Raw genomic sequence first — 18,186 nt, 5'->3', positions numbered from 1 at the left:
CCGGGGCCGAGGCGGTCGGGGTGGCGGCGGCCTCGGCCACGCTTCCTGGCCCACACCACACCGGCGACCACCGTCACGGCGACCACCGCGATGGCGGGGCCACCGAGGCCGAGCACGCGGTGGAGTGAGGTCGCGGCGGCGTATCCGGCCCCCGCTTCGGCCGTGGCCCACAGGCAGGCGGCGGTGGCGCTGTAGGGGGCGATGCGGTGGTACGGCAGCCGGGTGGCGCCCGCGAAATGGGGGGCGAGGGTGCGGACCACGGGCAGAAAGCGGGCCAGGAAGACGGCCCGGCCGCCGTGGCGGGTCATCAGTGCCTCGGCGTGCCGCCAGGCCGGGTCCGGGATGCCGCGCCCCAGGCGCCCCGCCCGCAGCCGGTCGCCCAGGAGCGTGCCCGTGCGATGGGCGAGGAAGTCACCCGCGACAACGGCTCCGGCCGCGACCGCCATGACGGCGGGGAGGCTGATGTGGCCGGTGCGGGCCAGCGCACCGGCGGTCAGCAGCAGCGTGAGCGTGGGGACGAAGGCACCGATGAGAAGGATCGACTCGGCCAGGACGGCCACGGCCACCACCGCGTAGGCCGGGGCGGGCGGAAGGTGGCCGAGGAGGTCGGACGGGGTGTTCACCGGCGGGCCAGGTCCCCGGGGCCGCTCCTGCTCACCGGGGGACGCAAGGGGGCGCCGCAGGTGCCACACATGGGCCGGGGGCAGGTTGGCCCATACGGTCCGGCGGCCGGTGGCGTAATCGCGCTGGTACCCGGCCATGACCTCGTCCACCGCGCTGTGCCTGCGCGCCTCGGCCCGCGACGCGGTCAGGGCGCGGGCGGTGCGGGTGCCGACGTAGGCGAAGTAGGTCAGGGTGCCGCCGGGGCGCAGCATCTCCAGGTACCGGGCCATGATGCGGTCGACCTGCGCGGGGCGGAAGTTGGTCAGCGGAAGGCCGGAGACGATCACGTCGTAGCGCTGGTCGGTGCCGAGGCGTTCGACGTACGTCTCGTGCACGGTCACCTGCCGGGGCGCGCCGGTCAGTTGGGGGTACGCGGCGATGAGGTGGCGGAGTCGCGCGGCGAAGCGCGGGTTGGCCTCGACGATGTCCAGACGGCTGCCGCGGGGCAGCTGCGGTATCAGGGTGCGGGTGACCGCGCCGGTTCCGGCGCCCGCCTCCAGGACTGACAGCGAGCGGGGGCTCCCGGCCCGCAGGGGTGCGGTCAGCGCACGGGCGAGGGCCCTGCCGCTGGGGGCGAGCGCGCCGGTGGTCCGCATGTCGCGGGCCGCTTCGAGGAGGAACATCCAGCCCTCGGCGCGGCGCTGCGCCAGGACTCGGTCGTGGGAGGTGGTCCAGTGGTTCATGGTGGCGACGCTAGAAACCCGCGCCCCTGCGCGAATCCCTCGTTGTGCGACGGCCACTCGCTACGAAAGTAGGGGGTCGGCGTAGCAGATCGTCGGACGGGCGTGCGGGGTGGTCTGCCTAGGATTGCCCGGATGAGCTGGAAGCAGGGCCCGAGATGGGCCGCGTACGGGCGGGCCGGGCTGGTGGTGGTGCTGGGCTCGATCGCCGTGCAGAACGGCGCGTCGGTCAGCGACGGCGGTTATCTGGCCCCCGTGTCCGTCGCCGCCCTGCTGTGCGGGGTGGCCCTGCTCGTGCGCCGACTTCCCTGGTATGCCGCCCCGCTCCTGGTCACCGCGGCGACGGCGGGGTGGGGATGGCCCGTCCTGCCGCTGCTGCTGGTCGCGTTGTTCGACCTGGCCTCGCACCGCCGCGCCCGGGTGGCGATGGCCTGCGTCGTCGCCGCGCTGGCCGGCAACCTGCTCACCCGGCCCTCGACCTCGCTGTGGATGCCGCAGCAGTACGGGGCCGTCGTGTTCCTGCTGCTGGTCGTGGTCGGTGGCCTGTGGCTGGGCAACCGGCGGCGTCTGGTGGCCGCGCTGGCCACCCAGGTCGAACACCTGCGGGTCGAGTCGCGCTTGCGCGAGGAGGCGGCCCGGGCCGCCGAACGGTCCCGCATCGCCGCGGAGATGCACGATGTGCTGGCCCACCGCCTGAGCCTGATCGCCCTGCACACCGGCGTCCTGGCCACCCGCAGCGACACCCTGCCCGAGCCGGTGGCGACACGCCTGGACCTGCTGCGCACCGCCTCCACCGAGGCCCTGGCCGACCTGCGCGATGTCCTCGGTGCCCTGCGCGACCCCGACGCCACTCCGACGAGTTCCGCGCCCGCCCCCGCGTTGCGGGACGTGCGCGAGCTGGTCGACGAGGCCCGCGCCGCCGGGCAGCGCGTCGGGCTGACGGCCGACGGCCCGCCCGAGGCCGCTCCCACCACCCACCGTCTGGCCGCGTACCGCATCGTCCAGGAGGCGCTGACCAACGCCCGCAAGCACGCCGACGGCGCCGAGGTGACCGTACGCGTCGACTACGGCCCGCCCGCCACCCTGGTCGAGGTCACCAACGCGCCCGGTGCGCCCGGCACGGGCACCGTCGAATCGGGCTACGGGCTCGTCGGCCTCCGCGAACGGGTCACCGCTCTCGGCGGACAGCTGGATGCCGGACCGGCCGGGGCGGGCGCCTGGCGGCTGGCCGCCCGCCTCCCCCACCCGATCGGCCCCGAACAGAACGACACCGAACAGAACGGCACCCGCACATGATCCGCGCCATGATCGTCGACGATGACGCCCTGGTCCGCCTGGGCCTCGCCGACCTCCTCGAAGGCGACCCGGGCATCGAGGTCGTCGCGCAGGCCGCCGACGGACTCCAGGCCATCGAGCAGGCCACCGCGCACCGCGTCGACGTCGCCCTCGTCGACGTACGGATGCCCCGCATGGACGGCATCACCGCCACCACCCGGCTGCGAACCCTCCCCCACCCGCCGAAGGTGATCACGCTGACCACCTTCGACCTCGACGAATACGTCTACAGCGCCCTCGCCGCCGGAGCCGACGGGTTCCTCCTCAAGGACACCGACCCGGCCGAAATCCTGCGCGCCGTCCACCTGGTGGCCGCCGGTTCGGCCATGCTCCACCCCACCGCGGCCCGCCGCCTCATCGACCGCTACCACGCCACCACCCGGCCGAAGGCCGCCGCGGCCCGGGACCGGCTGGACCGGCTCACACCCCGGGAACGGGATGTGCTGGCCCTGCTCGCCCGGGGCGACACCAACGCGGACATCGCCGCCCACCTCGCCATGCGGGAAAGCACCGTCAAGGCCCATGTGAGCCGCATCCTGGCAGCGCTGGAGGTCACCAACCGCGTCCAAGCCGCCCTCCTGGCCCGGGACGCGAGCCTGGAGGGCGGCTCGGACACCCCCTAGGGTCCCCGAAGTCGCTCGCCCCCGCCTACGCCGACTGGCCGAAGGAGCTGCCCGCGGGAGCCGACCGCGCGAAGTGGCGCTGCGAGGTGTCGGCAGCGTACGGACGCATCGGGCTGGGCGGGCTCGACCTCCCCGGCATCAAGCCCATTACGCTCGTCCACGCCGAGGGCCCGCTGCCCGACGGCACGTTCGGCCACCACGCCCGCGGCCACCGGCTGCGGTCCCCTCGGCCGTGCGCTCAACCACCGTTTCGCCCTGCCCGCCGCCTCCGGTGACAGCGTGGTCACATATACGGCGTACTACACCTTCAGGACGTACGGCCGTCTCCCGTCCGCCTGAGCGAACTCGCCGGCCGACGGCCGAGATTGCACGCTCCGCGCCCGGAGCCGGGCTGCCAAGATGAGCGAATGATCTACCCAGCCGATACACAACGGTCGACTGCGGATCAGACACGGCTGTTACTGGTCGAGGACGACCGGGAGACCGCAGACATGCTGGCCGAATTGTTCGTCTCAGAGGGCTACGCCGTCGATGTGGCATTCGACGGCCACCGGGGACTCCATCTCGGCCTCGGCCGCCGCCATCAGGTGATGGTCATCGACCGGATGCTGCCCGGCATCGACGGTCTGGACCTGGTGAAACGATTACGGCGGGTCGGGGTCACCACCCGGGTCCTGGTGCTGACCGCGCTCGGCGAGCTGGGCGACCGGGTCACCGGCCTCGATTCCGGGGCCGACGACTACCTGGTCAAGCCCTTCGAGGTGGACGAGCTGCTGGCCAGGGTGCGGGCGCTGCACCGGCGCGACCTCGCGGACGCCGAGGTTCTGCCGCTCGGCGACGGGGACGGCGGGCAGCTGGATCTGCGGCGCCACGAGGTGTGCCTCGCCGATGGCAGCCGTGTCGAACTGTCGTTGCGCGAGTTCGGCCTGCTCCATGCCCTCGCGGACGGCCCCAAGCTGGTGCACGACCGCTCGCACCTGCGCGAGCGCGTGTTTCCCGATACGTCGGCCGAGTCCATCGTCGACACCTACGTCTACTATCTGCGGCGGAAGCTGGGCCGTGACGTCGTCCGTACCGTGCGGGGGCGCGGCTACCAGATGGGCACCCTGTGATCTCCCTCCCGGTCCGCCTCTCCCGCCGTACGGCTGCCGGTCCCGAGCAGCGGCGGCTCGCCTCCGCCCAGTGGTCGATCACCCTCCGCATCTCGGTGGTGATGTCGGTGATCATGCTGCTGGTGGTGGCCATCGTCTACTCCGTCGTGCTGTTCGCCCAGCGCGCCGACGCCGAGCGCGAGACGGCGTGGGGCATCCGGCACAACACCGTCGAGAGCCCGCCGGTCTGCATGTGGATCACCGTGGAACGGGACGGGGTGGTCCGCAGCACCCGCGGCATCCCGGACGGCCTGCCCGTGCTGTCCAGCCTGACCGCGGTCCGCGCGGGCGGCCCGCCGGTGCTGGAGCGGGTGGAGCGCGACGGCGAGCAGTACACGGTGCGCACCGCGCGGCGCGGCGACGAGGTCGTACAGGCCGCGTACGGCGAACGGTTCCAGCGGGCGGACCGCAAGCATCTGCTGCTGGCGTTCGCGACGGCCGAGTCGATCGGGCTGCTGCTCGTCGCGGCGGCGAGCGGGATGCTCGCCCGGCGGGCGATGACGCCGCTGTCCGACGCCCTGGACCGGCAGCGGCGGTTCGTCGCGGACGCCAGTCATGAACTGCGCACCCCGCTGACCCAGTTGCACACCCGCGCCCAGTTGCTCGCCCGGCGCTCCGGTACGGAGCGCCCGCAGCAGCTGGCCGCCGACCTCCAGCGGCTGGTGACCGGGACCCGGCAGCTCGGTGACGTCATCGACGATCTGCTGCTGTCCGCGCGGCTGTCCCAGTCGCCGGGCTCGTGCGATCCGGTGGACCTGGCCGCGCTGGCGGAGGAGGCGGTGGCCGCCGAGGACGCCCGGGCCCAGTCGATGGGGCTGACCGTGCGGCTGCGGCCCGGTCCTGGGCGGCAGGTGGTGATGGGCACCGCCCCGGCGCTGCGCCGGGTGATCGCCGCGCTGGTCGACAACGCGATGGGGCACACCCCGCCCGGTGGGGAGGTCGTGGTGTCCGTGGACGCCCCGCGCCCCGGTGTCGTATCGCTGTCCGTACGCGATACGGGGGTGGGCTTCGCGCCGGAGGAGGCCGATCGCCTCTTCGAACGGTTCGCCCGGGGCACGTCCGGGCGGGGCAGGCGGTTCGGTCTTGGCCTGGCGCTGGCCCGGGAGGTGGTCGAGAGCCATCGGGGCCGGATCACGGCCGTGGGACGCCCGGGGCAGGGCGCGCTGTTCACCGTCGAACTCCCGGCGGCCCGGACGGACGAGGCGGCGGGCGGCACGATTCCGCGGCAGCGGTCGCTCGCGGCGTGCCTGTCCGTGGTGGCCCGGCAGCCGGACGGGCCAGCCCGCTGAACACCCGCCGCTCATGAGGCTCGTGGGCGGCGCCCGTCGAGCAGGGCGCCGCCGTCGATGTCCTCGGCGAGGGCGGCCAGCGGTGAGCCCGCCGACCACACCAGCCGGGTGCGGCGCCACAGCCGCCCGTCGGCCAGCCGTTTCAGGGCGATGCCCGGGCAGCGGTCGTCAGGGGCGGCGAAGACGCCGACCGCGTCCCCGGCGCCGACGATGGCCGCCGCGGTGGTCTGGTCGGCGCCGAAGTAGCGGAAGCGCGGCGTGAACCCGGCCCGCTCGCAGGCGATCCGCAGACTCAGGCCCAGGCCGTCGGAGCGGTCTCCGGGGGCGACCCAGATCTCCTCGGCCAGCTCTTCGAGGGTGATCGTCGGCCGGTGGGCCAGCCGGTGGCCGGGGGCCAGCCCGATCAGCACCGGGTCGGTGCCGAGGTCGCGCACGGTGAACTCGCGGACCGCGGGCGGCCCGACGTCCGGGAACTCGCTGACGACCGCGAGCGCGATCTTCTCGGTGCGCAGCAGCTCCAGCACGGCCTGGGACGAGGGCTCCAGATAGGTGAGCTGTTCGTGGTGCGGCAGCCGCTCCCGTACGAACGCGGCGATCCGTGGCACCCAGGGGTTGTCCACCCCGCCGAGCGCGACGGCCTGCGGCGGTTCGGCGGGCTGGGCGAGCGTACGGGCCGTGGTGAGCAGATCGCCGAACTCGTCCAGCAGCTCCCGGGCCCGGCCGACCACATGGACGCCCAGCTCGGTCGGTACGACACCCTGCGGGCGGCGGCGGAACAGCGGACCGCCCAACTCGGCCTCGATGCGCCTGAGTTGGGTGGAGAGGCCGGATTGCGCGATGTTCAGCGTGGCGGCCGCGCGGCTGATACTGCCGGATTCAGCCACGGTGAGCACGATCCGCAGGTGGCGCAGACCCATATCCACTTCCTGCCTCCGTCGGTGATGGTCGTGGCCGGAAATAGCCGATGACGAGTGCGGCACCGGCCAGCGACAGCAGCGCCGTCCACGTGGCGGTGACGTACAGGGCGTGCAGATAGGCCCGGTCGGCGGCGGCGACGAGTTCGGGCCGGTGCAGCGACGCGGCCACCGCCCGGGTGGCCTCCGCGGAGTCCAGGGCCCGGTCCCGTGGCCCCGGGGCCAGGCCGTCGAGCGCGGGCCGGATCTCCCCGCGGTAGGAGGTGGCGAGCACCGAGCCGAGGACGGCTACCCCGAGGGTGCTGCCCACGGGCCGGGTGGCGGCGCTGATGGCGGCGCCCGCGCCGGTGTAGCGGGAGGGCAGGACGGCCATCATCTCCGCCGTCATCGGCGCCACCACCAGCCCGATACCGGCGCCCTGCGCGAGCAGCACGACGGCGATGGCGCCCACCGGGGTGTCCGCGTCCCAGAACACATAGGCGCCGAAGGTGGCGCTCGACAGCAGGATTCCGGCGACCGCGCACCAGCGGACGGTGAGCCACCGGGCCAGCGCCGGGGATACCTGGTTGCCGAGCACGATGCCACCGGCGGCGGAGGCCATCACCACTCCGGCCGCGAGCGCCGACAGACCGTGCACGCCTTGCAGATAGAAGGCGCAGTAGAAGAGCTGCCCGGCCAGCCCGAAGAAGAGCAGCAGGAGGGTCACGCTGCCGCCCGCGAAGCGCGGTTCGGTGAACAGCCGCACGTCGAAGCCCGGCGACTCCCGGTGGCGCTGCGCCGTTACGAACACCACCAGCAGTAGGGCCCCGGCGGCCAGCGGCAGCATCGCGCCCGGGCTCGTCCAGCCGGACGGGCGGCCGCCCTGGATGACGCCGTACACCACCAGGCCGAGCCCCAGGACGGAGAGCAGCAATGCAGAAGGGTCGAGCACCCGGCGCTCGGCGTAGCGCAGTTCGGGCACCAGCAGCGCCACCCCGGCCAGGCATACGGCCACCACCGGCAGGTTGACCAGGAACACCGAGCCCCACCAGAACCGGGTGAGCAGCGCGCCGCCCACCACCGGCCCGAGCGCGACGGCCGCGCCGCCCGCCGAGGCCCACACCGCGATGGCCCGGGTCCGGTGGGCGGGCGGGGTGCCGCGGGTGACGATGGCCAGCGTGGCCGGGGTGATGAGCGCCCCGCCCGCGCCCATGAACCCACGGGTGACGACGAGTTCGGTGGCGCCGGGCGAGAACGCGGCCACCGTGGAGGCGACGGCCAGGAGCAGCAGTCCGGCGGTCAGGGTGCGGCGCGGCCCGTAGCGGTCGGCGAGGGCGCCACCGGCGAAGCTGCCCGCGGCGAACACCAGCGAGTACGAGGCGTTGGCCCACGCCAGCTCCGCGGAGTCGGCGCCGAGGCCGCGTACCGGGTCGGCGAGGGTTTCCATCGCCACGTTGAGGACCGTGTTGTCCAGCAGGACCAGGGTCTGCGCCAGGACCGCCACGGCCACGGCCCACCACTGCCTCACGGCGTCAGCGCCGCTCTCCCCGCGACGACGGTCCGGGTGACCTCCAAGACCCGCTCGCCGAGGTGTTCCGCGGTGGCGAGGTCCGACGGGTGCACGGTGCCCGACCGGTCGTCCACCGGGGACTGCGCGCCCGCGCCCTGGAAGAAGCCGAGCCGGTTGGGGTCGGATTCGCTGCCCCGGCTGGAGTTCCACCCCGGGGCCAGCCCGAGGCTGACCCAGAGCATGCCGTGCTGGGCGGCGAGGGTGGCGAAGTAGCCCAGCGTCCCGGACTTGTCCCCGGCCATGGAGCCGGAGTTGGTGAACCCGGCCGCCACCTTGTCCTGCCAGCGGCGGGCCAGCCAGCGCCGGGCGCTCGCCTCGGCGAAGGTGTGGAACGCGGCGGAGGCGGTGCCCATGTACGTGGGCGCGCCGAAGACGATGGCGTGGGCGTCGTCGAGCACGCCCCAGTCCTCGTCGGCGATCCGGTCGACCCGGACGAGGGTGACCTTGGTGTCCGGGGCCCGGCTCGCTCCGGTGTGTACGGCCTCCCCCAGCCGTGCGGTGTGTCCGCGGCCGCCGTGACAGGCGATCGCGATGTGTACCGGGTGGGTCAGGGCGGTCAAGCCGGCCTCCTCGAAAACGCTGTTCCGGGTCCGGTTCTTGCGCAGAGCCGTCGGCCAGCCTGCCACAGGAGTCTCAGAGGTTTCTCAGAGCCGCATAACCGCGGAGTGATGGAGATTCGCTATCGGCTCGCCTTCGTACGGGCGTGCCATTCTGACCCGGCAATCCCGAAGCACCGTCCACCCGTTGGAAGAGGTGTTCCCGGCACATGACCGATTTGGGCAAGTCACTCCGGATGCGGAGACTCTCCGCCGTGGGGGACGGCAGATATCTCTTCGTCCCGCTCGACCACAGTGTGTCCGACGGGCCGGTGGTGCCCCAGTCCCGCTGGAACGGGCTGCTCAGCGCGCTGGTGGACGGTGGCGCGGACGCGGTGGTCGTCCACAAGGGCCGGGCGCGCGCCATCGCGCCGGGCATCCTGCGCGGCTGCGCGCTGGTGGTGCACCTGAGCGCCGGAACCGTGTACCAGGCCGACACCGACGCCAAGGTGCTCGTCGGCGATGTGGAAGAGGCCGTACGGCTGGGCGCGGACGCGGTGAGCGTGCATGTGAACCTCGGCTCGGACACCGAACACCGGCAGCTCACCGACCTCGGGACCGTCGCGGCCTCGTGCGACACCTGGAACATGCCACTCCTCGCGATGATCTATCCGCGGGGCCCGCGGATCGCCGATCCGCACGACCCCGCGCTGCTCGCCCACGCCGTCAACATCGCCGCGGACCTCGGCGCCGACCTGGTGAAGACGTCGGTCGCGCTGCCGCTGGACCGGATGGCCGAGGTGGTCGACAGCTGCCCGCTGCCGGTCCTCGCCGCGGGCGGCCCGCCCGACGGTACGGATCTGATCAGCCACGGAACCTCGTTGATGCTCGCCGGCTGCCGTGGCCTCGCCGTCGGCCGCCGGATCTTCTCCTCACCCTCCCCCGCCTCGCTGGTGAAGCGGCTCGCGGCCGTCGTCCACGCCGCCGACGCCGAACACACCGCCGACGCCGCAACGGCCCCCCATCCCCCGACGATTGCGACAGGTGCCGCATGAAGTTCGCCTGGATCGACCTCAGAACCGTTCCGCGGAAGCATCTCGAATCCGTCGTGGACGCCGCCATCCACACCCGGATGCGGGGCGTGCTCTGCGACGACGCGGCCGTCCTGGAGGCGCTGCCCCCGACCATCACCGGCGTCGCCACCACCCCGGTGACCGACGAGAAGCAGCTGGACGGCCTCGCCGCCGACACCGCAGGCGCCGACACCCCAGGCGCCGACGCCGAGGGCCGGGTCGTCGCGGGCTGGGTCGACGTCCACGACGAACCGTCGCTGCGGCTGGCCTGCGACGCCGCCGTCGCGCTGCCCTTCACCGTGGTCCGCTTCGCCGACCCCACCAAGATCCCGCTGGAGATCGTGCTCGCCGCCGCGGACCGCTCCGAGGGCAAGCTGATCACGGTGTGCGCGGACCTTGAGGAGGCCGCCACCGTCCTCGACGTACTCGAACGCGGCTCGGACGGCATATTGCTGGCCCCCTCGTCAGCGGGTGAGGTGTTCGCACTGGCCCGGCTGCTGGAGGCCGGTACGACACCGCTGAACCTGACCACGCTGACCGTCGACGGCATCGAACACCACGGTCTCGGCGACCGGGTGTGCGTGGACACCTGCACCCACTTCGCCGAGGACGAGGGCATCCTCGTCGGCTCGTACTCCACCGGCTTCATCCTGTGCTGCAGCGAGACCCATCCGCTGCCGTACATGCCGACCCGCCCCTTCCGGGTCAACGCGGGCGCCCTCCACTCGTACGTCCTCGGCCCGGACAACCGCACCAACTACCTCAGCGAGCTGCGCGCGGGCCGCACCACGCTGGCCGTCAACGCCGACGGCCGCACCCGGCCGGTCCTGATCGGCCGCGCCAAGCTGGAGTCCCGGCCGCTGCTGACCATCACCGCGCGCTCCCCCGAGGGCATCGAGGTGAGCCTGACCGTGCAGGACGACTGGCACGTACGGGTGCTCGGGCCCGGTGCGAAGGTCCACAACGTCACCGAGCTGCGGCCCGGCGACGAACTGCTCGGCTATCTGGCCACCGACCAGCGCCATGTGGGCTTCCCCATCGGCGAGTTCTGCCGGGAACAGTGATGAGCGGCGACATCGGCATGCGGGCACTCGTCGAGACGCTGTTCGACGCCCACCCCGGTGGGTGGCCGTTCCTCGTACACGGCGACGACCCGCTGAGCCGCGCCGAGGTGCGCGCCGCCGCGGCCACCGAGGCGGAGGTCTTCGCCGAGTACGGCATCGGCGAGGGCACCACGGTGATGCTGCGGATACCGCCGAGCTTCACCCAGATCGAGGTGCTGCTCGCGCTGTGGCGGCTGGGCGCCCAGGTGATGCTGACCGACCACCGGCTCAAAGAGTCCGAAGTGGACGCCCTGCGCGCGCTGTGCCATCCGCAGTTCCTGGTCAGCGCGGGTACGGCGGGGCGCGCGCCGCTGCGCTTCGAGCCCCGGTACGAGGTGGTCACCTCCCGCTTCCCGGACGGCCGCCCCGCGGCGACCGGCCACCGGCTGGTGCAGTTCAGCTCCGGCTCCACCGGGCTGCCCAAGGTGATCGGGCGGACCCCGGCCTCCCTGGCCGCCGAGATCGCGCGGTTCACCCGCATCGAGGGCATGCCGACGCTGGGCGAGCGGGTGCTGCTGCTCAGCTCGACCGCGCACAGCTTCGGGCTGATCGCCGGGGTGCTCCACTCGCTGACCGCGGGCGTATCGGCCGTGTTCGCCCGCCGGGTGTCGGCCAAGGACATCCTCGCCGCCGCCGGACGCCACGATGTGCACGCACTGTTCGGCACCCCCTTCCACTACGAACTCCTCGCCACCGCACGGGAGTTGCCCCCGCTGCCCGCCTTGCGCGCCGCGGTGTCCGGCGGCGAGATCATGCCCCCGGAGACGGCAGCCCGGTTCGCCGACCGCTTCGGCATCGGAGTCGGCGAATCGTACGGAACCACCGAGACGGGCGTGGTCGCGATGGAGGTCAGCGGCGCCTCGCGGCCGTCCGTCGGACGGGCGGCCCCCGGTGTGCGCCTGCGCATCCACGAGGGCGAGCTGGACGTCTGGCTGCCGGACGGCTCGCCGTATCTGCACGACTCCGGCGGCGGCCGGTTCACCGACGGCTGGCTGCACACCCGCGACCGGGTCGAGCTGGACGACTCCGGCGGTGTGCGGCTGCTGGGCCGCGGCGACTCGCTCGTGGTCATCGGCGGGCTGAAGGTCGATCTGACCGAGGTGGAGGACGTGTTGCGCCGCCACCCCGGGGTCAGCGGCGCCGTCGTCGTCCACGCCGGTACGACCGAGGCGTACGTGTCCACCGAACCGGACGGCCCCTCGGCCGGGGAGCTGCTGCGCTGGTGCCGGGGCCGACTGGCCGACTACAAGGTGCCGCGCGTCGTCCAGGTCCTCCCGGACCTGCCCCGCACCTCCAACGGCAAGCTCGTCCGGCGCCGCGACGCGCTGCTCGCCCGCTCCCCCGCCCGCTGACCCCGTATCCCCTGTGTTGTTCACCGCTGCTACGGAAGGGTTGTTGCACCATGGCCACGCAGACGGCATTGGAGAAGGAGATCCGTCAGTTCGTGCTCAGCACGATCAGCGACGACATGAACCACCCGCTCGACGCGGACGAGATCACCGATGACAGCCCCCTGGGCACCGGTGGCATCGACATCGACTCGCTGAGCCTGATCGAGCTGGTGCTGCGCATCGAGCGCCGGTTCGGCGTGAAGTTCCCGGACACGGACTTCGAGCCGGTCGGCGCCATGAATCTCGGCGACCTGGTCGACGACGTCATCAAGCGGGGCGCCACGGCATGACCGCGGACATCACCGTCGACATGGTGCGGGACCTGCTGTCCGACCCCAAGATCTTCGCCGCGCTGCCGGACGAACTGGACGACGACGCCGACCTGGCGCTCGATTCGCTGGGCCTGGTGTGGTTCCTGCACCAACTGGAGCTGCGCCACGGCGTGGAGATCGAACCGGCCGAGGCGCTTCTCGCCGAGTTCACCTCGGTGCGCCGCATCACCGACTACCTGAACAGCCATCATCTGGCGGACCGTCCATGAGCCATGAGGTGCTGCTGACCGGCTTCGGCGTGCGGACGGCCTTCGGCGCTGGCGCGGGCGCGCTGCGGGAGGGCGTGTTCGACGGAAGCCCCGCGTTCGCGCCGATCACCCGCTTCGACACCGGCCCGTACCGTACGGGGCTGGCCGCCACCGGTGGCGGGGCCGTCGTCCCGCTGCGGGAGGTACTGGCCGAGGTGGCGGAGGCGGCGGTCGGGATGGCGGGGCTGCCGAGGGGCGCGGAGGCGGCGGTTCTGGTGGGCACCGCAGGCGACTTCACCGCCCTGACCCACTTCTGGCGCGGAGCCGCCGAGCCCGGCCGCGCCGCCGAGACCGTGCCCGCGTGGCAGGCCGAGGCCCTCGGCGACGCGCTCGGGGTGCGCGGCACCCGGCTGGCGTTCACAGGCGCGTGTGTCGCCTCCGCCACCGCCCTCGCCCACGGCTGCGCGCTCATCGCCTCGGGCCGTACCGACCTCGCGATCTGCGCGGGGGCGTACCTGGTGGAGGAGGAGAACCTGGCCAAGTTCGGCTCCGGTTTCGCCCTTTCCCGCGACGGGATGGTGCGCCCGTTCTGCGCCGATCGCAGCGGGCTGCTGCTCGGCGACGGGGCCGCCGCCGTCGTCCTGGAGTCCGCCGAGAGCGCGCGGCGCCGAGGGGCGCGGGCGCTCGGCGCGCTGACCGGCTGGGGCGCCGCGTCCGACGCCCACCACATCGCGCGCCCGCACCCCGACGGCACCGGGCTGGTCACCGCCGCCCGGCGGGCGCTGCGGCGGGCGGGCGGGCCGCGCATCGACTACGTGAACGCCCACGGCACCGCCACCAAGACCAACGATCCCGCCGAGACGCGCGGACTGCACACGCTCTTCGGCGCGGACGCGCCCCAGGTGCCGGTCAGCTCGACCAAGAGCACGACGGGACATCTGCTGGAGGCTTCCGGAGTGGTGGAACTCGTGATCACCCTGCTCGCGCTGCGGGACGGTGTCGTGCCGCCCACCGCCGGTTTCACCGAACCCGACCCGGCCTGCGACCTCGACTACGTACCGAACCGCCCCCACAAGGCAGACCTCCGCCGCGCGCTCAGCGTCAACGCCGCGTTCGGCGGCGCCAACACCGCACTGATCCTGGAGCGGGCATGATCGCCGCGATGTCGGGTCCGGACGCGCCGCCCGTCGCCGGGTTCGTGGAGTCCCCGTTCAACCCACTCGTCCACCAGGCCGTCGAACGGGCCCTGACCGCCCGCCCCGGTGACGGCTCCCGGACCGCGATGGTGCTGGCCAGCACGATGGGCGATGCCACCACCCTCGACCTCGGCAGCCGTCGGCTCGTGGCCGGGCAGGTGCACAATCCGCTGCTGTTCATGCAGAGCACCGCCAACGCGATCCTCGGCCAGCTCAGCCGCGACTTCGCCATCACCGGACCGCTGCTGTGCCTGTCCACGGTGGCGGATCTGGCCGATGAGCTGCTGGCCACCGCCGAACTCCTCTGGGAAGACGACGAGTTGGACCGCGTCGTCCTCATCGGCGTCGAGCTGACCGGCACCGAGCGCACCACGGCCGCGTACCGCGCGCTGGGCCGCGTCGGCCCGCCCGCCACCGACCTCGCCGTGGCGCTCGTACTCGACCGCGGCGAACCGCACCCCCGTCCCCCATCGCCCATCCCGCCGACCGAGCACGGCACCCTCCGCGGCCTGGTCGAGCTGGCCGCCCGAGCCCAAGGGACCAGCCCATGATCACTAAGGAAGAACGCGCGCGGATCAGCGAGGACGCCGCCTTGGGTGCCGGAAACGTGATCCACCGGCTGAAGGCGTACGGCAGACCGCTCGACGAGCAGGTGCTGTGGACCGACGACCGCTGGCAGACCCCGGACGGCAGCCACCCCGAGGTGCTGACCTTCGGTGAGCTGCACGAGGTGGTCGCCACGTACGCGAGCTGGTACCACGCGCACGGCGTGCGGCCGCGCGACCCGGTGGCGATCCAGACGTACTCCAGCACCGAGTTCGCCATCAACTTCCTCGCGCTCACCTCCCTCGGCGCGATCCCGTCCTTCGTCAACGGCAACCTCCGACCCGAGATCGCCCGCGAATACGTGCGCCGCCAGGGCGCGGTGGGCGCCCTCACCGACCGGGAGCACCACCCCGTCCTCGCTCCCCACCAGGCCGAACTGGGCCTCGGGTTCTGCGCCACCGCGGCCGACATCCGCACCTCTGCGCACCGGCCGCTCCCCGCGTCGTACCCGTACGCCCACCACCCCACCGACCCGATCATCATTTCCCACTCCTCCGGCACCACCGGCATGCCCAAGGCCGTGCCGCACACCCACGAGACGCTGCTGTACGCGCAGTTGCACCGGCTGAAGCTGTCGGTCGGCTCCTCGATGGGCAGGCTGCTGGTCGCGATGCCCGGCTCGCACAACGCGTCCATCTCGGTGATGCTGTTCGGCTTCCTGCTGCGCTCGCCGGTGCTGCTGCTGTCCAGCCAGCGCGGGACGGATGTGCTGGACGCGATGGAGTCGTTCCGCCCGACCACGGTGTTCGCGTTCGCCGGTACGTACGGGGAGATGGCGGCGCAGGACCTCTCCGCGCGCGAGCTGTCCAGCGTCGAAGCCTGGTACAACACCGGCGACGCGGCACACGAGACCCACATCAGGGCGCTCATCGCGCAGGGCAGCCACGAGACGGTCGGCCGCGACCTCAAGCGCTGCCGGGTGCGAGGCTCGGTGTTCACCGACGGGCTCGGCTCCTCCGAGACCGGCTACTCGCTCTTCCACAACGGCCACAAGCCGGGCCGGTCGTCGTTCTCCCGATGCGTCGGCAAGCCGATGAGCTTCGCCGAGGCCGCGGTGCTGTCCGAGGACGGCACGCCGCTGCCGCCCGGCGAGGTGGGCCGCCTCGGCGTGCGCTCCCCCACCCTCACCCCCGGCTACTGGAACGACTCGCTGACGTTCCACCGGCTGCGGCTCGGCGGCTACTGGCTCACCGGCGACCTGTCCTACCGGGACGAGGACGGCAACTTCTACCACCTCGACCGCGTCCCCGACGCCATCCGCACCGCCGCGGGCCTGGTGTTCAGCACCCGCACCGAGGAGGTGCTGCTGCGCGAGCTGCCCGAACTCGACGACTGCACGGTGGTGGCTGTCGCCCCCGAGGGCGTGTCGGCCGACTGGGAAGGCGACGGAACCGCCGACGCGTACGTCCTGCTCCAGGTGCGCCCGGACGCGACGGACCCCGGCGACTGGACGGCCAGGGTCAACCAGGCCCTCACCGCCGAGGGATACCCGCCCCTCACCGGAGCGCTCCGGATGGACGCGAACGACGTGGTGAAGGGCGCCACCGGCAAGGTGCTCAAACGGGAGATGCGCGAACGCTTCCGGGCCCGGCTGGCGGGCGGGGCCGGGCTGGACGGGACGGTGCGATGACCAGCCCACGCCCCAAACCCATGGACGTGTACCGCCAGTGGTGGCTGCACGACGCGCGCTGGTACCAGGGCGTGGCGCGGCGGTTCGGCCACGCGGTGGCCAACGAGATCAACGCCGAGGCGCTGCGCTATGTGGCCACCCAGACGGGCAAGCGCATCCACCGTCAGCACGGCGGAAAACCCGCCGCCGACCTCGAAGAACTCCGCCAGCGGTACGACGCCTGCTCGGAGTGGATGTTCCCGAGCGAACTGCGCGACGGCGGCACGGAAGTGCTCCCGGACGGCGACATCGAGCTGACCATGCGGCAGAACTTCGCCGTGACCATGGTGCGGATGGCCGGTTCGCTGGACGGCTACGAGTGTCCGTGCACCGACATCCACGCGGGCTGGTCGGAGGGGCTGGGCGTCGAACTCACCCGCAACTGCGCCACCGCGTGCCTGCGCGACGGCGACCCGGCGTGCCGCTTGCTGATGCGGCCCCGCGAAGCCGACCCCGGCAAGACCGACCCCGGCAAGACCGACCCCGGCGAGGCCGACCCCGGCGAGGCCGATGGGAGCTGACCCGCCTACGGCGTGTCGACCATCAGCCGCGCCACGCCCTGCGCGCTGAACACGTCCCGGGTGGCGAGGGCGATGGCGCCGTGAATCCCGGAGCTGTCGCCGAGCCGGGGCGTGGTGATGGTCATCTTGCTGGTGGCCAGGGCCACCGCGCGCCGGTAGACCACCGCGCGGACCCCGGACAGGAGCTCGTCGCGGAGTGCGCTCAGCGGGCCGCCGACGACCAGCGTGCGCGGGTTGTACATGGAGACCAGCATGGCCGCGATCTCGCCGACGTCGGATCCGGCCTGGCGCAGCGCCCGTATGGCGCGCGGTTCGTTGTCGGCGACGCGCTCCGCCAGCACGCGCGCGCCGTGCAGCGGGTCCTCCTCGGTCGACTCGGGGATGCCGAGGCCGCGCAGGACGGCCGGGCGGGAGGCGAGCGCCGAGAGGCAGCCGGTGTTGCCGCAGGAGCACAGGACGTCGCCGGCGCCTGCGGCCCGGATGTGGCCGACGTCGCCTGCGGCTCCGTCCGCCCCGCGGTACAGCTGGCCCTCCGCGGTGACGATCCCGGCCCCCACCCCCGCGGAGATCTTGATGCACAGCAGCGGCGTTTCGGACTCCTCCTGGCACGCCTCGCCGAGGGCCATCAGGTTGGCGTCGTTGTCCACCAGGGCGGGGCACCGGAAGCGCCTGCTCAGCTCCTCGGCCACCGGATAGCCCGCCCAGCCGGGCATCCCGGTCGGCCGCACCGCGCGGCCGCGCTGGACGTCCACCGGCGCGGGCAGGCCCATCACCACCTCACGGACCCGGCCGGGGTCGCGCCCGCACCGCGCCAGCAGGCCGCGCAGGCGCTCCGTCACCGTCTCCAGCACGGTCTCCGGCCCGGTGTCGATCCGCAGGGGTACGGTCTCCTGCGCGAGCACGCGCCCCGCGAGATCGGCGATCGCCACCTGTGACGCCAGCGTGTCGACGTCCGCCACGGCGACGGTCCCCGCGCGCGGGCTGAGCGTCAGCACCCTCGGCGGGCGGCCGCGCACCGACTCGCTCGGCTCGATCTCCTCCAGGATGCCGCGCTCGACGAGATGGTCGACCTGTTTCCCGACGGTCGTCCGGACCAGACCGCTGCGCCGCGCGATCTCGGCACGGCTGGTCGCCTCGCCCGACACCACGAGGTCCAGCACCCTTCGCAGCCCCACGGAGACGGAGGGCAGAAGGACCGGATCGGGCCGATAGCCCTCGCCTTTATGCACGTCCATGACAGTAATTTCGGCCCCCGAGGCCGTCAATGAGCGCGTCAAAGGTCTCTCACCGGCCCATCTTTAGTCCACTCAAAAAATTAAAAGCGGCGTCTTGTCCCCATGGCGCGAACTAAACGATGGTGACCGCAC

General features: G+C 72.9%; 17 protein-coding genes and 2 pseudogenes. 13 read left to right on the top strand and 6 right to left on the bottom strand.

Annotation, left to right across the window (positions count from 1 at the left end; all coding sequences use genetic code 11):
* Positions 1–200: 200 nt before the first annotated feature.
* A pseudogene (locus ACH4TL_RS07510) lies at positions 201–560 on the bottom strand (DedA family protein); the annotation flags it as partial.
* Between the two features lie 96 nt (positions 561–656).
* A pseudogene (locus tag ACH4TL_RS07505) lies at positions 657–1,346 on the bottom strand (class I SAM-dependent methyltransferase); the annotation flags it as partial.
* Positions 1,347–1,478: 132 nt separating this feature from the next.
* Between ACH4TL_RS07505 and ACH4TL_RS07500 the strand changes: the two are divergent.
* The 4 genes from ACH4TL_RS07500 to ACH4TL_RS07485 all read left to right on the top strand — a co-directional run bounded on the left by ACH4TL_RS07500 (position 1,479) and on the right by ACH4TL_RS07485 (position 5,741).
* Positions 1,479–2,639 carry a sensor histidine kinase gene (locus ACH4TL_RS07500; protein WP_398310462.1) on the top strand — a complete coding sequence of 387 codons (1,161 nt, stop codon included), beginning with the start codon at positions 1,479–1,481 and terminating at the stop codon, positions 2,637–2,639.
* Positions 2,636–3,301, top strand: coding sequence for a response regulator (locus tag ACH4TL_RS07495; protein ID WP_398310465.1), 666 nt, complete (start codon positions 2,636–2,638; stop codon positions 3,299–3,301). The genes ACH4TL_RS07500 and ACH4TL_RS07495 overlap by 4 nt, the downstream gene beginning before the upstream one ends.
* 407 nt (positions 3,302–3,708) lie before the next feature.
* On the top strand, positions 3,709–4,413 hold the full coding sequence (locus ACH4TL_RS07490) for a response regulator transcription factor (RefSeq protein WP_398310468.1): 705 nt from the start codon (positions 3,709–3,711) through the stop codon (positions 4,411–4,413).
* On the top strand, positions 4,410–5,741 hold the full coding sequence (locus ACH4TL_RS07485; protein WP_398310471.1) for a sensor histidine kinase: 1,332 nt from the start codon (positions 4,410–4,412) through the stop codon (positions 5,739–5,741). The genes ACH4TL_RS07490 and ACH4TL_RS07485 overlap by 4 nt, the downstream gene beginning before the upstream one ends.
* Positions 5,742–5,752: 11 nt before the next feature.
* Here ACH4TL_RS07485 and ACH4TL_RS07480 read toward each other — a convergent pair whose 3' ends face one another.
* The 3 genes from ACH4TL_RS07480 to ACH4TL_RS07470 are packed head-to-tail and all read right to left on the bottom strand — an operon-like array spanning position 5,753 to position 8,764.
* Positions 5,753–6,658, bottom strand: coding sequence for a LysR family transcriptional regulator (locus tag ACH4TL_RS07480; RefSeq protein WP_398310474.1), 906 nt, complete (start codon positions 6,656–6,658; stop codon positions 5,753–5,755).
* Positions 6,618–8,144 carry an MFS transporter gene (locus tag ACH4TL_RS07475; RefSeq protein WP_398310477.1) on the bottom strand — a complete coding sequence of 509 codons (1,527 nt, stop codon included), beginning with the start codon at positions 8,142–8,144 and terminating at the stop codon, positions 6,618–6,620. Before ACH4TL_RS07475 ends, ACH4TL_RS07480 begins: the two co-directional genes overlap by 41 nt.
* A gap of 14 nt (positions 8,145–8,158) precedes the next feature.
* Positions 8,159–8,764 (bottom strand): flavodoxin family protein, encoded by a 606-nt coding sequence (locus ACH4TL_RS07470; protein WP_398310480.1) that lies wholly within the window; start codon positions 8,762–8,764, stop codon positions 8,159–8,161.
* A 206-nt stretch (positions 8,765–8,970) separates the two neighbouring features.
* On the opposite strand from ACH4TL_RS07470, the gene ACH4TL_RS07465 reads away from it, so the two are divergent.
* From ACH4TL_RS07465 to ACH4TL_RS07425, 9 genes are read left to right on the top strand one after another with little or no spacing between them, the layout of a single operon-like run.
* Positions 8,971–9,795 (top strand): 2-amino-3,7-dideoxy-D-threo-hept-6-ulosonate synthase, encoded by an 825-nt coding sequence (locus tag ACH4TL_RS07465; RefSeq protein WP_398310483.1) that lies wholly within the window; start codon positions 8,971–8,973, stop codon positions 9,793–9,795.
* A complete protein-coding gene (locus ACH4TL_RS07460; RefSeq protein WP_398310486.1) occupies positions 9,792–10,877 on the top strand; it encodes a 3-dehydroquinate synthase II in 1,086 nt (361 codons plus the stop codon). The genes ACH4TL_RS07465 and ACH4TL_RS07460 overlap by 4 nt, the downstream gene beginning before the upstream one ends.
* Positions 10,877–12,268, top strand: a complete 1,392-nt coding sequence (locus ACH4TL_RS07455) for a class I adenylate-forming enzyme family protein (protein ID WP_398310489.1) — start codon at positions 10,877–10,879, stop codon at positions 12,266–12,268. Before ACH4TL_RS07460 ends, ACH4TL_RS07455 begins: the two co-directional genes overlap by 1 nt.
* Positions 12,269–12,318: 50 nt before the next feature.
* On the top strand, positions 12,319–12,597 hold the full coding sequence (locus tag ACH4TL_RS07450; protein WP_398310492.1) for an acyl carrier protein: 279 nt from the start codon (positions 12,319–12,321) through the stop codon (positions 12,595–12,597).
* Complete coding sequence (locus ACH4TL_RS07445; RefSeq protein WP_398310495.1) at positions 12,594–12,848, top strand: phosphopantetheine-binding protein; 255 nt, start codon at positions 12,594–12,596, stop codon at positions 12,846–12,848. The genes ACH4TL_RS07450 and ACH4TL_RS07445 overlap by 4 nt, the downstream gene beginning before the upstream one ends.
* Positions 12,845–13,981, top strand: coding sequence for a beta-ketoacyl-[acyl-carrier-protein] synthase family protein (locus ACH4TL_RS07440; protein ID WP_398310498.1), 1,137 nt, complete (start codon positions 12,845–12,847; stop codon positions 13,979–13,981). Before ACH4TL_RS07445 ends, ACH4TL_RS07440 begins: the two co-directional genes overlap by 4 nt.
* Positions 13,978–14,574 carry a hypothetical protein gene (locus ACH4TL_RS07435; protein ID WP_398310501.1) on the top strand — a complete coding sequence of 199 codons (597 nt, stop codon included), beginning with the start codon at positions 13,978–13,980 and terminating at the stop codon, positions 14,572–14,574. The genes ACH4TL_RS07440 and ACH4TL_RS07435 overlap by 4 nt, the downstream gene beginning before the upstream one ends.
* Positions 14,571–16,259 (top strand): class I adenylate-forming enzyme family protein, encoded by a 1,689-nt coding sequence (locus tag ACH4TL_RS07430; RefSeq protein ID WP_398310504.1) that lies wholly within the window; start codon positions 14,571–14,573, stop codon positions 16,257–16,259. Before ACH4TL_RS07435 ends, ACH4TL_RS07430 begins: the two co-directional genes overlap by 4 nt.
* Positions 16,256–16,819 (top strand): hypothetical protein, encoded by a 564-nt coding sequence (locus tag ACH4TL_RS07425; protein ID WP_398310507.1) that lies wholly within the window; start codon positions 16,256–16,258, stop codon positions 16,817–16,819. Before ACH4TL_RS07430 ends, ACH4TL_RS07425 begins: the two co-directional genes overlap by 4 nt.
* Positions 16,820–16,824: 5 nt before the next feature.
* On the opposite strand, the gene ACH4TL_RS07420 is transcribed toward ACH4TL_RS07425, so the two are convergent.
* On the bottom strand, positions 16,825–18,054 hold the full coding sequence (locus ACH4TL_RS07420) for an ROK family protein (RefSeq protein WP_398310510.1): 1,230 nt from the start codon (positions 18,052–18,054) through the stop codon (positions 16,825–16,827).
* Between the last annotated feature and the right edge of the window lie 132 nt (positions 18,055–18,186).

The organism is Streptomyces sp. NPDC021115, from assembly GCF_044333065.1.
Taxonomy (GTDB): Bacteria; Actinomycetota; Actinomycetes; order Streptomycetales; family Streptomycetaceae; genus Streptomyces.
Note: the sequence above shows the minus strand (reverse complement) of the source record. Positions and strands in the feature narration are given on the sequence as shown.